Source organism: Williamsia serinedens, assembly GCF_024171725.1.
GTDB classification, from domain to species: Bacteria; Actinomycetota; Actinomycetes; order Mycobacteriales; family Mycobacteriaceae; genus Williamsia_A; species Williamsia_A serinedens.
On sequence record NZ_JAMTCG010000006.1, the window covers coordinates 144,407 to 159,759 of the forward strand.

The following is a 15,353-nucleotide window of genomic DNA, read 5'->3' on the forward strand; positions in this document are numbered from 1 at the left end:
GGCCTGGCCGGATGTGTCCCGGCGATCATATCGGGCGGGTCTGCCCCGCCCGGCCACCCACCTAGCGCGTGAGGACGACGACGGCGATACCGCCGCGACACTGTGTGAACGCCGACGGTCGAGCGTCGATGCTGGCGCCGCCGTCGAGGTCGGACGCGATCTGCTGCGCCTGCGTCCGCTGCGAGGGCGTGTAGAAGACGGTGTTCTCGGTGATGCTCGAGGTCGACAGGTTGCCCGGCGCGCTGGTGCGGTAGCCCTTGGCCTTCAGGGCGTCGGTGACCTCGACGGCGAGGCCGGTGATGGTGCCGGCGTTGAAGACGCAGACCAGCGGGCTCGACGCGGAGGCACTGCTCTCCCCCGCCGCGCCGGGGGTCCCTGTCGACGACGCGGTCGACGACGTGGACGGGGCCGCGGTGGTGCTCGGTGTCGCCGACGAGGACGCGGCGGCGGCCTGCAGCTGCGCCTCGGGGTTGCTGTCCGACGTGGCCGCGGAGTGCCAGCCCAGGCCGACGAAGACGATGGCCACGGCCAGCAACAGCATCGCGCCGGCCCGCAGCGGCAGGCGGTTGGAGTCGCGTTCCGGCGTCGTCACGGGCGCCACTCTACAAAGAGAGTCAGGTGATCTCGAAGCCGAGACGACGCGCCGCACGTGCCTTCTGGCGGCTGGCACGCAGACGCCGTAGCCGCTTCACCAGCATCGGGTCGACGGCGAGCGCCTCGGGACGGTCGACGAGGGCGTTGAGCACCTGGTAATAGCGCGTCGCGGAGAGCCCGAAGAGTTCCTTGATGGCCTCTTCCTTGGCGCCGGCGTACTTCCACCACTGCCGCTCGAAGGCGAGGATGTCGTGTTCACGGCGGGTCAGGCCGTCCGGGCCGACGACGTTCGCGTCGACCTGTTGGCCGTCGGGATTCTGGGGTGTGGTCGTGTCGGCGGGGGAGGGCTGGCCTGCCGACCCCTTCTGGCTACGCGCGGTTGCGCCGTCCATCTCGCTCCCTCGAGGTACACACTGCGGACACACCGGGTGCGCGACACGTCTGTCCCGACCGAGTTACACCGATGTGTTTCACGGATCATCTAAGCACGGTCGGAGGCGGATTCCCGGGTGCGCCGTGCCGGGCGGACGCGCCGGATGTGCCGAGTAATCTCCCCCGCATGGCGATTCTCCCGATCTGCATCGTCGGCGAGCCGGTGCTGCACGAGCCCACGGCGACGGTCGAACTCGACGCCGACGGTCGCCCGCCGGCCGACGTGGTCGCCCTCATCGACGACATGTACGAGACGATGGACGCCGCACACGGTGTCGGTCTCGCCGCCAACCAGGTGGGTGTCGGGCGCCGGTTCTTCGTCTACGACTGCCCGTCCGGCGAGACGCGTGCGTCGACCCGCCGCCGCGGCGAGGTGATCAACCCGGTGCTCGAGACGTCCGAGATCCCCGAGACCATGCCCGATCCCGACGACGACGAGGAGGGCTGCCTCTCGGTGCCGGGTGAACAGTTCCCGACCGGTCGCGCCGACTGGGCGCGCGTCACCGGCGTCGACCGCACCGGCGCCGAGGTCGTCGTCGAGGGCACGGGGTTCTTCGCGCGGATGCTCCAGCACGAGACCGGACACCTCGACGGCAAGCTGTACGTCGACGTCCTCATCGGACGCAACGCGCGCGCCGCGAAGAAGGCCATCAAGCGCAACGGTTGGGGCACACCGGGTCTGACGTGGACGCCGGGCGAGGACCCCGATCCGTTCGGCCACGACGACCCCGACGACGCCGACGAGTGACCGTCGGGGCACCCGGCGACCGGGTGGTCGTCCGCTACGCGAAAGGCGAGGGCGCCCCGGGTGACTGGCGCCGGGACCCCTCCGCGACGCGATCGGATGTCACCGGCACCCTGGTGTCCGTCGACGCCGACGCGATCGTCGTCGACCGGGACGGCGAGCGGATCACCGTCCCCGGCGATCTCGTCCTCGCCGTCCGCGTCCTGCCGGACCGGGCTGTGCGCACCAGCGAGATCCGCGAACTCGAGGCGGCGGCGGCGCACGGGTGGCCGGGCACCGACCGGGAGACCGTCGACGGGTGGCTCCTCCGCGCCGGTGGCGGCTACACGCGTCGCGCGAACTCCGCTGTCCCCCTGAGCTTCGGGGCTCGCGCCGACGTCGCGATCCTGTCGGTGATCCGCCGGTGGTACGACGACCACGGCCTCCCACCCCTCGTCACGGTGCCGGACCGGGTCCTGCCTCCGGGTACGCCGGCCGACGGCGTCCCCCAGATACGGGTGGTCGCCATGACCCGCGACATCCCCGCGGGCCCTCGGCACGTCGCGGTACCCGTCGACCTCTCCCCCACACCGTCCGACGCGTGGTCCGAGACGGTGATCGGTCGGCGCGACGAGGTCGTGGACCGCGCGGTCGCGGTCGACGTCCTGCGGTCCGTCGTGGACGGCACGCTGCTGTTCGCGTCGGTGGTCGTGGACGGGGTGGTCGTCGCGACGGGTCGCGGCGCGATCACCCGGTCCGCCGAGGCCGCCGCCCCGTGGCTCGGGTTGTCCTGTCTGTGGACCCACCCCGACCACCGAGGTCGCGGCATCGGGTCCGCGGTGATCACCACCCTGATGCACGCGGCCCGCGGCACCGGCTGCAGACGCACCTACCTGCAGGTCGAGCAGGACAACGTCGCCGCGATCCGGCTCTACCGCCGCCTGGGCTTCGCGCGGCACCACGGGTACGGATACGTCCTGCTCTGACGGTCACACCCGGTTCTCGGTCGGCTCACAGTCGGTGTCCAGGTTCGGCGAGCACCGTGGGCGTCACCACCACGAGAACACAGGAGCCCGCCATGATCGCCACCGCACAGTTCACCGGTCTCGGAACCGACATCGCGGTGTCGGTCACCGAGCCCGCCGCGCTCGACTCCGCGACGCGGGAGGTCGCCCGCCACGTGCACAACGTCGCGCTCACCGTGGATCGCACCGACCCGGGCGCGGAGATCCACGCCGTCGACGCCGCGGCCGGAACCCCGGTCCTCGTCAGTGCCGTGCTCGAACAGATCGCCACCCGTGCACTGCATTTCGCCGACATCACCGACGGCGCGACCCAGTCGGTCCGGCGCAGCTCGATCCCCGACGACCGGTTCCTGACCCGGCTGCGGTTCACCTCCGACGGCACGGCGCCCATCGTCGTGACCACCGACCCCGTGGTCCCGGTGTGGCACCGGCCGCGCCTCGGCGGCGGGATCCTCGAGGTCCCCGTCGACGTCCGCCTGGAGTTGATGGCAACCGGGCGCGCCTTCCTCGCCGACCACGCCGCGCACCGCGTCGCCGACCGTCTGCAATGTGGCGTGATGGTGACCGTCGGGTCGGTGAGTGCGACCGCAGGGCACCCGCCTCTCGGGGGTTGGTTCCTCGATTCCGGGAGTCCGTCCCCGGCGGAGATCGCCGACGGCCGGGCGTGCGCGGTCGTCACCGCCGCGGACATCGCCCACCTCCCCCGCGGGCCATTCGAGCCTCGACCACACAGCGACCTCTCCGTCGTGCGGGTGGTCGCCGCCGACGCCGGGACAGCCCAGGCCGCCGCGGTCCTCACCCACGTCGACCCTGTCCGCGCGCAGGCGTGGGCCGAGGCGGAAGACATGCACGTCGTCACCACCCCGATCCACGTCCCTCACGCCGCGGCATGACCCGGTGAATCCGGTGCGCGAGACAAGTGCTCGTGGCCGGTGGGCGTGCGGATCAGGGCTTCGTGGGTGCCGTCGTCGGTGATGGCGGTCGTGACCTGCCAACCGGAGTTCTCTTTCTGTCGGTTGTGGGTCCGACACAGGCCGTTGCCGTTCACGCTGTCGGTGGGCCCGCCGTCGTTGTGGGGGTGGGCGTGGTCGATCTCGGCGATCGGGGCGTCGCAGTAGGGCATCCGGCACGACACGTCGCGGCGGGTGATGAACCGCCGCAGGCCGGACGGGAAAATCCTGGCCCGAGATTCCATCGCGACGAGCGCGCCGGAATCCGGGTTCGCGAACAGCCGACGCAGCGTGACCAGCGCATCGGCGTCGAGGGCGTCGGAGATCAGCGACCGCGCAGTGTCAGCCGGGATCGGCCCGTAACCGGGAACGTCCGCCGCGGCGTCGGAGAACCCGACGAGCGCATCACCGGTGATCACGACGTCGACCGCGACGGGCAGGTCCTCCACCGCGGCCTTGCCGGTGAGTCGTTCGAGGAGGGTGTCGGCCATGACCTGCGCGTGGGTCCGGTCGCCATCCCCGACAAGCGCGTCCGCATGCTGCTTCACTGCGGCGTACGCGGCGATACCTGCCTTCATGGGCAACAGCGCTGAGAGCTGCACCATCGCATCGGGTTTCGGACGCATGGTCACCCGGCGGTCCTTCGGCGCGCTGGCGTTCCGGTCCACCACGGCCTGCGGATCCCGAGCGTAGGCAATCCGCTTGGCCAGCGCCTCCAACGCCCGGTCCCCGACACCGTCGAGGGTCGCCGGGTCGGCGCACAGCGCCTGGTCGACGACCCGGCGGTCTTCGACCTGCAGGTAGCCGGTCTCGCGGACCAGGATGGTCGCTCGCCACTCCGACAGCGACCCCTCTCGGAGCCGGGCGAAGGTGTTGGGCATCTCGCCCATCGCCCGCGCGAATCCGAGGTGTCGGCTGCCGGCGTTGCCGGACACCCGCCGAGCCAACGCCACCTCCGCCGACAACCCCCGACACCGCCGCTCGACCGGCACCCCGGCCTCCGCCTCGGCTGCCGACCGCAACTCCTGCAGACGCAGCGTGTCCGCGGCCTGGCCGGCGGCACAGGCCGCCTTGATCGACTCCATCAACGAGATCCGGTCGACCGTCTCGGACTCATCGGCAGCGACCGGCAAATCGGCGAGCACAGCCATCACCGACCGCAGCGCTTCGCGCGCGTCGACGATGCCGGTGAGCTCCATACGGACATGTCTACACAAGGGTTCCGACAACAGTTGCCGACGAAAGACAGCTGTGCACAACATTTTTCGGCACTGCAGTCACACGATTCCGCGTCTCGTCGTGCCGACTCGGCATCGCGTCGTCGCGATGTCGTCTATGCTCACGTCCAGGTGCACCGGAACCCGAGGCCTTCGCGCATCGGTTCGTCGACTTTCCGGTGGTCATGTGATCTCTCGTACGTCATCGTTGACCGTTCAGATCGATCCCTGGGAATACTGTTGTTGCCGAACGCCACCCGCGATCGATGACCGGGTCTCGGGACAGCTGATCGCCCAGCCCGGCAACGGCATCGCCGACCTGCGCCCTCTGGGATGGGACGCAAATCGCGGGCTGGTGATCGTCAAGGGTGGGTCCGCCTACTGGATGAGGGATGGCGAGAGCCCCGACGATGGTGTCACGGTCCTCCTCACGTGGCAGCCCGACGATGCTCCCGGGGTTCGCGCGTCCGGGATCGTCAGCGGCCTGGTCCAGACCTTTCGCCATGTCGATGACGACATCGCGCCATTACGTCGCCGGGAGGTCCAAGAGTCAGAGACGTTCCGCGAACCACTCGTCGGCTCCGACGGCTACACGCTGGTGGGCCTCGTCGCGACGCTCACCGACCTCGACCTCGTCGAACCCACCCTCGCCGAGGTCGCCGCGCATCGAGCCACGCTCCGACGAGCGCGCTCCACGGCGCGGATGTCAGCCCCCGCGACATACTTCGGCCAGGCCATCCCCCGCCCGCACGATCGGATCACCGTCGACCTCGACGACCCCCGGGTCGCCGTCACACCGGCCGAGCCGGTGCACGGCACGATCACCGGCGTGGTCACCCACGTCGCGGTGGCCACCCCATCAAGGTCAGGGGCATTCACCATGCTGTCCTCCGTCGCGGCGGACACACCTGCAGACGACGTACTCGGCGACCTGTTCATCACCGTGGTGCTGGACGAGGAATCGTGACCGAACTCTGGTTCCTCGAGGATCTCGAGCCGTTCCCGGACGCTCCCGCTGCCGGCGACGTCTTCTCTCCGACCACGTTCTGGCTCGATGCCGGGAGCAAGGTCTATGAGTCCCCGGTCCCTGCAAACATCTGCGCGCGGGTGACAGCCAGGGTCGGACCGAGGTCACACGGCGACCTCACCGAGTGGGTCGCCGAGTTCGACGGCGGTTTCCAGACGATGCTGCGCGGTGACCACAGACCGGGCATCGTCGAGCTCCACGGCTGCTTGATGTGGCCCCACGAACCGCGTCGGACGCGCAACAGGTGCTCCCGCCGCCCAACAGACGGTTCCTGCCGCCCAACGAACGGAATGGCCAGGACGGGCAGGGATGGCCGGCCCGGGTCGTAACCTGACAGCGATGACGCTGCGCATGCCTCCGCCGATCGATCCCGGGCCGCCCGAGCCGGGACCTCCGGACCCCGGTCCCCCGGACGACGAACGACGTCGTCGGACCCGGATCCTCGTCGGGGTCGCCGCGCTGCTCGCGCTCATCGTGATCGTCCTGTCCATCGGCGTCTCGTGCCGCGGCGACGACAACCCGACGCCCGCCGGGGTCACGACGGTGACCAGCACGGTCCCGACCACGACGCCCGAGCCGACGACGACCACCACGACGGACGAGACCACCACCACGACGACCGCCGAGGACACGCCGACGCAGCAGCAGCAGCAGGCGCCGGCCGGTCCGCAGCAGGCGCCCGGACAGCAGAAGAAGGACGACAAGCAGCAGAAACCCGGGAACGGTGGCCCCGGCGGACCCGGAGACGCGGGAAAGGGTGCGGCCGGACCGCCGAGATGAGATCGTGGCCCGCGTGGTGCACACCCTTCATCGCGCGGGCCTGAGAGCAGGACGCGCGGCGGTGGCCGCGCTCGCCGCGACCGCCGTCATCGGCGTGGCCGGGGCCGTCGCCCCCGAGAGCGTCGCGCCCACAGCCGGTGTCGCCGCGGCGGCACCCGCACCACGCGCCGTCGGCAAGACGATCGGCTACAACACCGGCATGCCCGGCCAATGCACCTGGGGCGCGATGAACCAGTTCCGAGCCTACAGCGGCCGGTACGCGGCGCTCGCCGGCAACGCCAAGGACTGGTACCGGAACGCGCGCGCGACGGGATGGTCGACATCACTGTCGCCACAACCGAACTCGATGGTCGTGTTCCAACCCGGCGTCCAGGGCGCGAGTCCGTACGGCCACGTCGGATGGGTCGACCGCGTCGTCCGCACACGAAACGGTGTGGCCGTCCACATCTGGGACATGAACGGGCCCGGCGGGCCGTTCAGCACGCGATGGTGGTGGACCACGAACACGCCCGGGATGAGCTACATCCTGGCGCCACCGCGCTAGGCACTCCGTCGCGTCAGAAGCTGGAGTGCGGCGCCCCGATCCCCGGATCGATGGTGACCGGTCCCGCGGCGCTGGGTGTCACGGGGAAGTCGAAGATCGCCGTCGGCAGGTACACCGTCGCGCAGGCGTTGGGGATGTCGACGACGCCCGACAGTCGACCCTCGATCGGTGCGGCGCCGAGCAGGAGATACGCCTGCTCGGGTGAATAGCCGAACTTGGTGAGGTAGTCGATCGCGTGCAGGCACGCCCGCTGGTAGGCGAGATGCGAGTCGAGGTAACGCTGTTCGCCGTCGAGGGTCACCGACGTCCCGGAGAAGGCGAGCCACTCCGAGAACTGCGGATCGGTGGTGCCGGGCAGGAAGATCGCGTTCTCGGTCACCCCGTAGGTGGCCATCCCGTCGGGGATGATCTCGACCCGCAGGTCGATGAACCCACCCATCTCGATGGCGCCACAGAAGGTGATCTCACCGTCGCCCTGCGAGAAGTGCAGATCGCCGACGGAGAGGTTCGCGCCGTCGACGAACACCGGATAGAAGACCCGCGTCCCCTTCGTCAGGTTCTTGATGTCCTGGTTGCCGCCGTTCTCGCGCGGCGGCGCCGTGCGAGCCGCCTCCGCGGCGGCCGCGTCGAACGCGTCACCGGTCAGACCGCCGAGGATGGCGTCCTTCGGCAGCGGCGGCAGCGCCAGCGGCGGGACGCGATCGGGATCGGTCGCGATGAGCGCGGCCTCACGCGTGTTCCACGTCGACAGCAGGTCCTTCGACGGCGCCGTGCCCATCAGGCCGGGATGGACGATCCCGGTGAACTCGACGTGCGGGACGTGCCGTGAGGTGCACCGCTGACCGCTGAAGTCCCAGATCGCCTTGTACGCGTCGGGGAACTGCTCGGTGAGGAACCCACCGCCGTTCAGTGTCGGGAAGATCCCCGTGTAGCCCCATCCCTGGCCGGCCAGCGGCCCCGAGTCCTCCTGCGGGATCGGCCCGAGGTCGAGGATGTCGACGATCAGCAGGTCGCCGGGCTTCGCACCCTCCACGGCGATCGGCCCCGACAGCACGTGCACACCATCGAGCGGGGCATCACGGATGTCGTCGGCGGAGTCGTCGTTGACAATCGCCCCGTCGAACCACTCCCGACAGTGCACGCGGAACTCGTCGCCGGGCTTCACCGTCACCGCCGGCGGGATGTCCGGGTGCCACCGGTTGTGGCCCACCTTCTCCTGATCGGTGAAGGACCGTGTCGAGTCCAGCGGGAAGATCAACTCGGGCATGGGGACTCCTGTCGGTGGGTGGACTCGGGGACTGCGATCTAGGGCCGCGGCAGCCGTCGGTGCCGAGGGTCGGTGGTGACGCGACGGGTGGGCCTGCCGCCGCCGGGGACCGACGCCACGACAGCCGGCCGATCGGCGGTGGCGCCCGTCGCGTCGAGCAATCGGGTGGCCAGCGGATCCGCGCCTGACGCGACAGTGGTGATGACGCGGCGCGCCGATGCTCCGCATGTCGCACAATCGATCTCGTCCGGCACCGCGGCCATCGTGAAGGCGCGGTCGACGTCGGGACACGTCGCGCAACGGAACACGTACAGCGGCATGCGACTCCCGTCGTGGTGGTTCCCCGAACGCTACGACCGACGGTCGGACCTGTCCACCGGTGCGGCCATCTACCCTCGGTGGGCATGCGCATCGCGACGTGGAACGTGAACTCCATCCGGGCGCGGGCGGAGCGCGTGGTCGACTGGCTCGAGCGCTCGGATGTCGACGTGCTCGCCATGCAGGAGACGAAGTGCTCCGACGACCAGTTCCCGACGATGACCTTCCTGGCGGCCGGGTACGACGTCGCCACCGTCGGTCACAACCAGTGGAACGGCGTCGCCATCGCCTCGCGGGTCGGCCTCGACGACGTCGCCACGGACTTCCCCGGACAGCCCGGATGGGCGCGCGACGCCGAGACGACACCGGCGCAGGAGGCACGCGCCATCGGTGCGACGTGCGGTGGGGTGCGGGTCTGGAGCCTCTACGTCCCCAACGGTCGCGCCCTCGACGACCCGCACTACACGTACAAGCTCGAGTGGCTCGCCGCGCTGCAGGCCGCGGGAACGGGCTGGCTGGCCGACGCCCCCGACGCACCGATCGCTCTGACCGGCGACTGGAACATCGCGCCGACCGACGACGACGTGTGGGACGTCGAGTATTTCGCGGACAAGACCCACACGTCGGCGCCGGAGCGCGCGGCGTTCCAGGCCGTCGTCGACGCGGGGTACAGCGACGTCGTCCGGCCCTTCACGCCCCGGGAGTTCACCTACTGGGACTACACCCAGCTGCGGTTCGCCCGTCGCGAGGGCATGCGGATCGACTTCGCCCTGTGCTCACCGGCGTTGGCCGCGCGGGTCACCCACGCCGCCATCGACCGACAGGAGCGCAAGGGCAAGGGCGCCAGCGATCACGCGCCCGTCGTCGTCGACGTCGACTGAGCGGCGGGCAGCGCCGGCCGACGGGACGGCACGACCACGCCGAGGACGGCTCGACCAGTGGCCGTGGCCATCGTCAGGAAGTCGAAGTAGTCGCGCCACAGCGTGATCCGACCGTCGCGGACCTCGAAGACACCACACACCCAGAAGGTCATCACGAACGGACCGAACGCCACCAGGTCGGTTCGCTCGTTCATGACCGTCCCGGTCGGGTCCCCGGTTGCCCGGTGCACGACGACGTCGAAACGACCGACACGGACGAATCGCCGGAACAGCGCGATCGTCCTGCGGGACGTACGGATGCTCGGCAGACCGACGTTCTGGTAGAGCAGGTCGTCGTCGAGGAGTCGTGCGGCGCGATCGAGATCGGCCTCGGCAAGGGCGTGGAGGAAGTCGTCGACGACCCCGACCGCACCCCTCGGACCGGTCAGACGGCGACCGCCGCGTACGACGGGTGGGTCGTGAGGAAGTGCCGGGTGAAGGTGCAGACGGGACGCACCCGGGCACCCGAGTCCACGACGTACTGCAGGACCCCGGTGGTCAGCCGCGACGCCAGTCCGTGCCCCGTGAACTCGTCGTACAGGACGGTGTGCAGCACCGTCAGGACCTTCTGTCCGCCCACGTCCTCGACCGAGTAGCCGAGCACGCCGACGAGATCCCCCGCCACGTAGAGCTCGAACCGATCGCGCTCCGCGTTGTGCCTGACCTCGGACAACTGGTGCAGGATCGACTGCGCCGACTGTTCGGGCCTCTTCTTCCGCCTGACGTGCATCGCCACCTCCTCGAGGTCGTCGTTCATCGGTGTGACAGCGATCACAGTAGCGCGAACTACACCTACGTAGGCGTAGTTACGGAACTGTTCGGTCATTCGTGACCACTTCGAGTCGAGCTCTCTGGGGTCGGTCACAGACCGGTCGCGGACCGTCACACCCATCAGACGCACGCGACGTCCCACCGGTTCCCCACCGAGCGCGTACGCTCGCGCCGGGGCCCGACGCGGCCCCGCGACAACTGCACACCTTCCACGGGGGCTCTCACGGACCGAGGGCTGAGATGGCGGCAGGCGGCCGCCGACCGAATGAACCTGACCGGGTAATGCCGGCGTAGGGAGCACTCGATGACGACCGATTCCGTCACGTCCATCACCACCGGGCCCATCCGAGGGAGCCACAAGCACCACGAGTCCGTCGACGGCATGTCCGTGCCGTTCCGCCGGGTCGAGCTGTCGAACGGCGAGCACCTCGACCTGTACGACACGTCGGGTCCGTACACCGACGCCACACCGCACACCGATCTCGACGGTGGCCTGCCACGGACCCGTGACACGTGGACCCGTCCCGATCCCGTCGACGGCGCGTCGACCCAGTTGGCCTGGGCGCGAGCCGGTCTCGTCACCCCGGAGATGCGGTACGTCGCCGCCCGCGAGGGCGTGGACGTCGAGCTGGTGCGCTCGGAGGTCGCCGCGGGCCGCGCGGTGATCCCCGCCAACCACAACCACCCCGAGTCCGAACCCATGATCATCGGCAAGGCGTTCGCGGTGAAGGTCAACGCCAACATCGGCAACTCGGCGGTCACGTCGTCGGTCGCCGAGGAGGTCGAGAAGATGGTGTGGGCGACGCGCTGGGGCGCCGACACCATCATGGACCTGTCCACCGGCGACGACATCCACCTGACGCGCGAGTGGATCATGCGCAACTCACCGGTGCCCGTCGGGACCGTCCCGATCTACCAGGCGTTGGAGAAGGTGAAGGGCGACCCGACGAAGCTGACGTGGGAGATCTACCGCGACACGGTGATCGAGCAGGCCGAACAGGGGGTCGACTACATGACCGTGCACGCCGGCGTGCTCCTGCGGTACGTGCCGCTCGCCGCGCACCGGGTCACGGGCATCGTTTCCCGCGGCGGGTCGATCATGGCCGCGTGGTGCCTCGCCCACCACCGGGAATCGTTCCTGTACACCCACTTCGACGAGCTGTGCGAGATCTTCCGTCGGTACGACATCACCTTCTCGCTCGGCGACGGGCTGCGCCCGGGGTCGATCGCCGACGCCAACGACGAGGCCCAGTTCGCCGAGCTGCGGACGCTCGGCGAGCTGACCGGCATCGCGAAGAGCCACGGCGTGCAGGTGATGATCGAGGGCCCCGGACACGTCCCGATGCACAAGATCGCCGAGAACGTGCGGCTCGAGGAGGAGTGGTGTGAGGAGGCGCCGTTCTACACACTCGGGCCTCTCGCGACCGACATCGCGCCCGCCTACGACCACATCACCTCGGCGATCGGTGCGGCCATGATCGCGCAGGCCGGGACGGCCATGCTCTGCTACGTGACCCCGAAGGAACACCTGGGCCTGCCGAATCGGGACGACGTGAAGGTCGGCGTGGTGACGTACAAGATCGCCGCGCACGCAGCCGATCTCGCGAAGGGACATCCCCGTGCCCAGGAGCGAGACGACGCCCTGAGCTGCGCCCGGTTCGAGTTCCGCTGGAACGACCAGTTCAACCTCGCCCTCGACCCGGACACCGCCGTCGAGTACCACGACGAGACGTTGCCCGCCGAGCCGGCGAAGACGGCGCACTTCTGTTCGATGTGCGGACCGAAGTTCTGCTCGATGCGCATCTCCGCCGACGTCCGTGCGTTCGCCGAGGAGAACGACCTGCGAACCCAGGCCGACATCGACGCGATGCTCGCCCGCGAGATGGACCGCAAGTCCGACGAGTTCATCGCGAGCGGCAAGAACGTCTACCTACCGATCGAGCCCGTCGGCTGACGATCACGCTCTGGCGGGTCAGTAGTTCGCGACCCGCCAGAGCGGGTTCACCGGTCCGTGGCCGGCGCCCAGCGGGTACGACCACCGGATCGACTCGCTGACCCAGCCCTTGGCGAAGCGGGCGGCGTCGGGCACCGACATACCGTGCGCGAGTGCGCTCGTCATCGCCGACGCGAGGGTGTCGCCGGCACCGTGGTCGTGCGGTGTGTCGATCCGTTCGTAGTCGAGTCGCAGGAAATCGGTTCCGTCGTAGAGGATGTCGGCGCTTCGCGGGCTCGAGCGCAGGTGACCGCCCTTGACGATCGCCCACTGCGCACCCATCTCGTGCAGCGCGACCGCGGCGGCACGCTGGGTCTCGTCGTCGACGACCTCGATGCCGGTGATGAGGACGACCTCGTCGAGGTTGGGGGTGACAACCGTCGCGATCGGGATGAGACGCTCACGCAGGGCGGTCATCGCCTCCACCGCGAGCAGGCGGTCGCCGTGCATCGAGGCACAGACCGGGTCGACGACGAGCGGGATCGGACGGTCCCGGCCGATACCCACCTCGGCGGCGACGTCGACGATGGCGTCGATGATCGCCCCGGTCGCGAGCATGCCGGTCTTCACCGCGTTCAGCCCGATGTCCTGTGCGACGACACGGATCTGGGCGGCCACCGTCTCCGGTGGGATGGTGTGCACACCGGTCACGCCCAGCGTGTTCTGAACGGTGACCGCGGTGACGGCGACGCATCCGTGCACCCCCGCGAGAGCCATGGTCCGCAGGTCGGCGGCGACGCCGGCACCACCGCCGGAGTCGGTGCCGGCGATGGTCATCGCGCGGACGGGTGTCTGTCCGAGAGGTGCGGTCGGCAGCAGTTCCACAGGGGTGAATCTACGCCGACCGCACCGGCCTCAGGCGTCGCGGCGCTGGGTGACCGCGATGCCGGCGCCGAAGATCAGCACCGCCCACAACGCGAAGTACAGCAGCGATCCGTAGGGACCCCACGGGTAGTCGATGCTGTCGCCGACGGCACTCTCGCTGATGAAGTGCGCGCCGTTGTTGAAGGGCAGGTACGGGCTCACCGCCGGACCGACCTTCGGGATGATGCCGATGATCCCCTCGAGCGCCAGCGACCAGATCAGCAGGATGACGATCGCGCCGGCGCTCTGCCGCACGAGCGCGCCGATCCCGAGTCCGATGAGGACACAGAGGACGGCGTAGACCGGGATGCCCCAGTACTGGCGGACCGCCTCGGACCCGCCGAGGTCGATGGCCGATCCCGCGTCGCCGGCGAGCGACGTCCCGAGGACGATGGTGACGATGCCCAGGATCAGCGTGACGACGCCGGCGAGTCCGCCGTAGACGATCGCCTTGGCGCCCAGAACCAGCTCGCGTCGCGGGATCGCCTGGAACGTGGTGCGGATGGTCCCGAAGCGGAACTCGCTGGTGACCGCGAGGACGGCCATGATCATCAGGACGATCACGCCGATCTGGGACACACCGATCGAGAAGGCCGACGGGTCACGCAGGTCGGAACTGCCACTGGCGTCGCTGCCGGCGATGACACCGATGAGAACGGACAGCAGGATCCCGAGGACGACGACGATGCCGACGCACCAGTAGGGCGATCGGGTGCTGAGCAGTTTGATGCGCTCCGCGTCGATGGCGTGGCTGATCATCGTGCGCCTCCCTGCGGGCCGGTGGTGCCCGAGTACTGGACCTCGCCCGCGGTCAACGACATGAAGACCTCCTCGAGCGACGCGACGCTGCCCGAGAGTTCGTGCAGGACGATGCTGTTCGCCGCGGCCAGCTCTCCGACGCGGTCGGTGGTGGTGTCGGGGACGGTCATGACTGGCGAGCCGTCGGACTTGGGTGCCGGTCGCAGACCCTCGGCCTCGAGGATCCGATGCAGTTCCGGCAGTTGGGGACTGCGCACGGTGACCGTCCGCTGTGCCTGGCTGGTGAACTCCTCGACGGAGCAGTCGGCCATGAGTCGACCCTTGCCGATGACGACGAGATGGTCCGCGGTGAGCGACATCTCCGTCAGCAGGTGGCTAGACACGAGGACCGTACGACCCTGCGCGGCGAGCGCTTTCATGAACTTGCGGATCCAGACGATGCCCTCGGGGTCGAGGCCGTTGACCGGCTCGTCGAAGAGCAGGACACCGGGGTCGCCCAGCAGCGCCCCCGCGAGACCGAGACGCTGCGACATGCCGAGGGAGAACCCGCCGGCGCGCTTCCCGGCGACCGCGGTCAGCCCGACGTCGGCGAGCACCTGGTCGACCCGCTGGGTCCCGATCCCACTCGCGGCGGCCATCCACCGCAGATGCGATCGGGCGGACCGGTTCGGGTGGACCCACTTCGCGTCGAGCAGCGCACCGACCTGACGGAGCGGGTCGCTGAGTTCGCGGTAGGGGACACCGTTGATGGTCGCCGTCCCCGAGGTCGGGTTGTCGAGCCCGAGGATCATCCGCATCGTCGTCGACTTGCCCGCGCCATTCGGTCCGAGGAAGCCGGTGACCATGCCCGGCTTGACCTCGAACGTGAGGTCGTCGACGGCGCGGGTCCCCCCGTACGTCTTCGTCAGTCCTTGCACCTTGATCACAGCGGCGACTATGCCAGCAGTCGCCCGGCCGGGCATCGGACGAAAGGATGGAACGCGCTCGACCCCGCGTGGATGCGCCGAGTGTGCCGAAACTGCACGTCGACCGTGCCGACAACAGCCGCCGACCGTGCAGAAGATGCGCGCCCACCGTGCGGTGGATGCCGACGAGTGTGCACAGCACGCGGCGAGCCACGGGCGGCTATGGGTCGACTGCACGGTCGACGACATCGAGTGCACCCTGG

The 15,353-nt window shown here is 69.6% G+C and carries 18 protein-coding genes; 8 read left to right on the top strand and 10 right to left on the bottom strand.

Annotated features, from left to right (window positions below; genetic code table 11):
• Positions 1 to 61: 61 nt before the first annotated feature.
• Together LX12_RS16555 and napA are read right to left on the bottom strand one after the other, a co-directional pair.
• Positions 62 to 592, bottom strand: coding sequence for a LytR C-terminal domain-containing protein (locus LX12_RS16555; protein WP_308214026.1), 531 nt, complete (start codon positions 590 to 592; stop codon positions 62 to 64).
• Positions 593 to 614: 22 nt separating this feature from the next.
• Entirely contained in the window at positions 615 to 986 is a 372-nt protein-coding gene (gene napA, locus LX12_RS16560; RefSeq protein WP_253655682.1) for a nucleoid-associated protein NapA, read from the bottom strand.
• A 167-nt stretch (positions 987 to 1,153) separates the two neighbouring features.
• Here napA and LX12_RS16565 point away from each other — a divergent pair, with 167 nt between their 5' ends.
• From LX12_RS16565 to LX12_RS16575, 3 genes are all read left to right on the top strand, one after another.
• Entirely contained in the window at positions 1,154 to 1,774 is a 621-nt protein-coding gene (locus LX12_RS16565) for a peptide deformylase (protein ID WP_253655683.1), read from the top strand.
• Entirely contained in the window at positions 1,771 to 2,736 is a 966-nt protein-coding gene (locus LX12_RS22290) for an N-acetylglutamate synthase, CG3035 family (protein ID WP_253655684.1), read from the top strand. Before LX12_RS16565 ends, LX12_RS22290 begins: the two co-directional genes overlap by 4 nt.
• 92 nt (positions 2,737 to 2,828) lie before the next feature.
• Complete coding sequence (locus tag LX12_RS16575) at positions 2,829 to 3,668, top strand: FAD:protein FMN transferase (RefSeq protein ID WP_253655685.1); 840 nt, start codon at positions 2,829 to 2,831, stop codon at positions 3,666 to 3,668.
• Here LX12_RS16575 and LX12_RS16580 read toward each other — a convergent pair.
• Positions 3,653 to 4,924, bottom strand: a complete 1,272-nt coding sequence (locus tag LX12_RS16580) for an HNH endonuclease signature motif containing protein (RefSeq protein ID WP_253655686.1) — start codon at positions 4,922 to 4,924, stop codon at positions 3,653 to 3,655. The two genes, LX12_RS16575 and LX12_RS16580, sit on opposite strands and share 16 nt — an antisense overlap.
• On the opposite strand from LX12_RS16580, the gene LX12_RS16585 reads away from it, so the two are divergent.
• The 3 genes from LX12_RS16585 to LX12_RS22295 all read left to right on the top strand — a co-directional run bounded on the left by LX12_RS16585 (position 4,914) and on the right by LX12_RS22295 (position 7,293).
• Positions 4,914 to 5,909: a hypothetical protein gene (locus LX12_RS16585; protein WP_253655687.1), complete on the top strand. Its 996-nt coding sequence runs from the start codon at positions 4,914 to 4,916 to the stop codon at positions 5,907 to 5,909. The two genes, LX12_RS16580 and LX12_RS16585, sit on opposite strands and share 11 nt — an antisense overlap.
• Positions 5,910 to 6,308: 399 nt before the next feature.
• A complete protein-coding gene (locus LX12_RS16590) occupies positions 6,309 to 6,749 on the top strand; it encodes a hypothetical protein (protein WP_253655688.1) in 441 nt (146 codons plus the stop codon).
• Positions 6,750 to 6,753: 4 nt separating this feature from the next.
• Positions 6,754 to 7,293 carry a CHAP domain-containing protein gene (locus LX12_RS22295; protein ID WP_253655689.1) on the top strand — a complete coding sequence of 180 codons (540 nt, stop codon included), beginning with the start codon at positions 6,754 to 6,756 and terminating at the stop codon, positions 7,291 to 7,293.
• A 13-nt stretch (positions 7,294 to 7,306) separates the two neighbouring features.
• Here the strand turns inward: LX12_RS22295 and fmdA are convergent, their stop codons facing one another.
• Positions 7,307 to 8,560 (bottom strand): formamidase, encoded by a 1,254-nt coding sequence (gene fmdA, locus LX12_RS16600; RefSeq protein WP_253655690.1) that lies wholly within the window; start codon positions 8,558 to 8,560, stop codon positions 7,307 to 7,309.
• A 38-nt stretch (positions 8,561 to 8,598) separates the two neighbouring features.
• On the bottom strand, positions 8,599 to 8,880 hold the full coding sequence (locus LX12_RS16605; RefSeq protein WP_253655691.1) for an FmdB family zinc ribbon protein: 282 nt from the start codon (positions 8,878 to 8,880) through the stop codon (positions 8,599 to 8,601).
• Between the two features lie 84 nt (positions 8,881 to 8,964).
• Between LX12_RS16605 and LX12_RS16610 the strand changes: the two genes are divergently transcribed.
• Positions 8,965 to 9,759 carry an exodeoxyribonuclease III gene (locus tag LX12_RS16610; RefSeq protein ID WP_253655692.1) on the top strand — a complete coding sequence of 265 codons (795 nt, stop codon included), beginning with the start codon at positions 8,965 to 8,967 and terminating at the stop codon, positions 9,757 to 9,759.
• Here the strand turns inward: LX12_RS16610 and LX12_RS16615 are convergent.
• Both LX12_RS16615 and LX12_RS16620 read right to left on the bottom strand, forming a co-directional pair.
• Positions 9,729 to 10,187 (bottom strand): limonene-1,2-epoxide hydrolase family protein, encoded by a 459-nt coding sequence (locus tag LX12_RS16615; RefSeq protein WP_253655961.1) that lies wholly within the window; start codon positions 10,185 to 10,187, stop codon positions 9,729 to 9,731. The two genes, LX12_RS16610 and LX12_RS16615, sit on opposite strands and share 31 nt — an antisense overlap.
• Positions 10,184 to 10,528, bottom strand: a complete 345-nt coding sequence (locus LX12_RS16620) for a GNAT family N-acetyltransferase (RefSeq protein WP_253655962.1) — start codon at positions 10,526 to 10,528, stop codon at positions 10,184 to 10,186. The genes LX12_RS16615 and LX12_RS16620 overlap by 4 nt, the downstream gene beginning before the upstream one ends.
• Positions 10,529 to 10,873: 345 nt before the next feature.
• Between LX12_RS16620 and thiC the strand changes: the two genes are divergently transcribed.
• On the top strand, positions 10,874 to 12,523 hold the full coding sequence (gene thiC / locus LX12_RS16625) for a phosphomethylpyrimidine synthase ThiC (RefSeq protein WP_253655693.1): 1,650 nt from the start codon (positions 10,874 to 10,876) through the stop codon (positions 12,521 to 12,523).
• A gap of 18 nt (positions 12,524 to 12,541) precedes the next feature.
• Here thiC and thiD read toward each other — a convergent pair whose 3' ends face one another.
• Genes thiD through LX12_RS16640 form a run of 3 tightly spaced genes read right to left on the bottom strand, consistent with a single transcriptional unit; the run spans position 12,542 to position 15,111 of the window.
• Positions 12,542 to 13,387 (bottom strand): bifunctional hydroxymethylpyrimidine kinase/phosphomethylpyrimidine kinase, encoded by an 846-nt coding sequence (thiD, locus tag LX12_RS16630; RefSeq protein ID WP_253655694.1) that lies wholly within the window; start codon positions 13,385 to 13,387, stop codon positions 12,542 to 12,544.
• Between the two features lie 30 nt (positions 13,388 to 13,417).
• On the bottom strand, positions 13,418 to 14,185 hold the full coding sequence (locus LX12_RS16635; RefSeq protein WP_253655695.1) for an ABC transporter permease: 768 nt from the start codon (positions 14,183 to 14,185) through the stop codon (positions 13,418 to 13,420).
• The gene (locus LX12_RS16640; protein WP_253655696.1) at positions 14,182 to 15,111 is read right to left on the bottom strand and encodes an ATP-binding cassette domain-containing protein; all 930 of its coding nucleotides are present in this window, start codon (positions 15,109 to 15,111) and stop codon (positions 14,182 to 14,184) included. The genes LX12_RS16635 and LX12_RS16640 overlap by 4 nt, the downstream gene beginning before the upstream one ends.
• Positions 15,112 to 15,353: the final 242 nt, after the last annotated feature.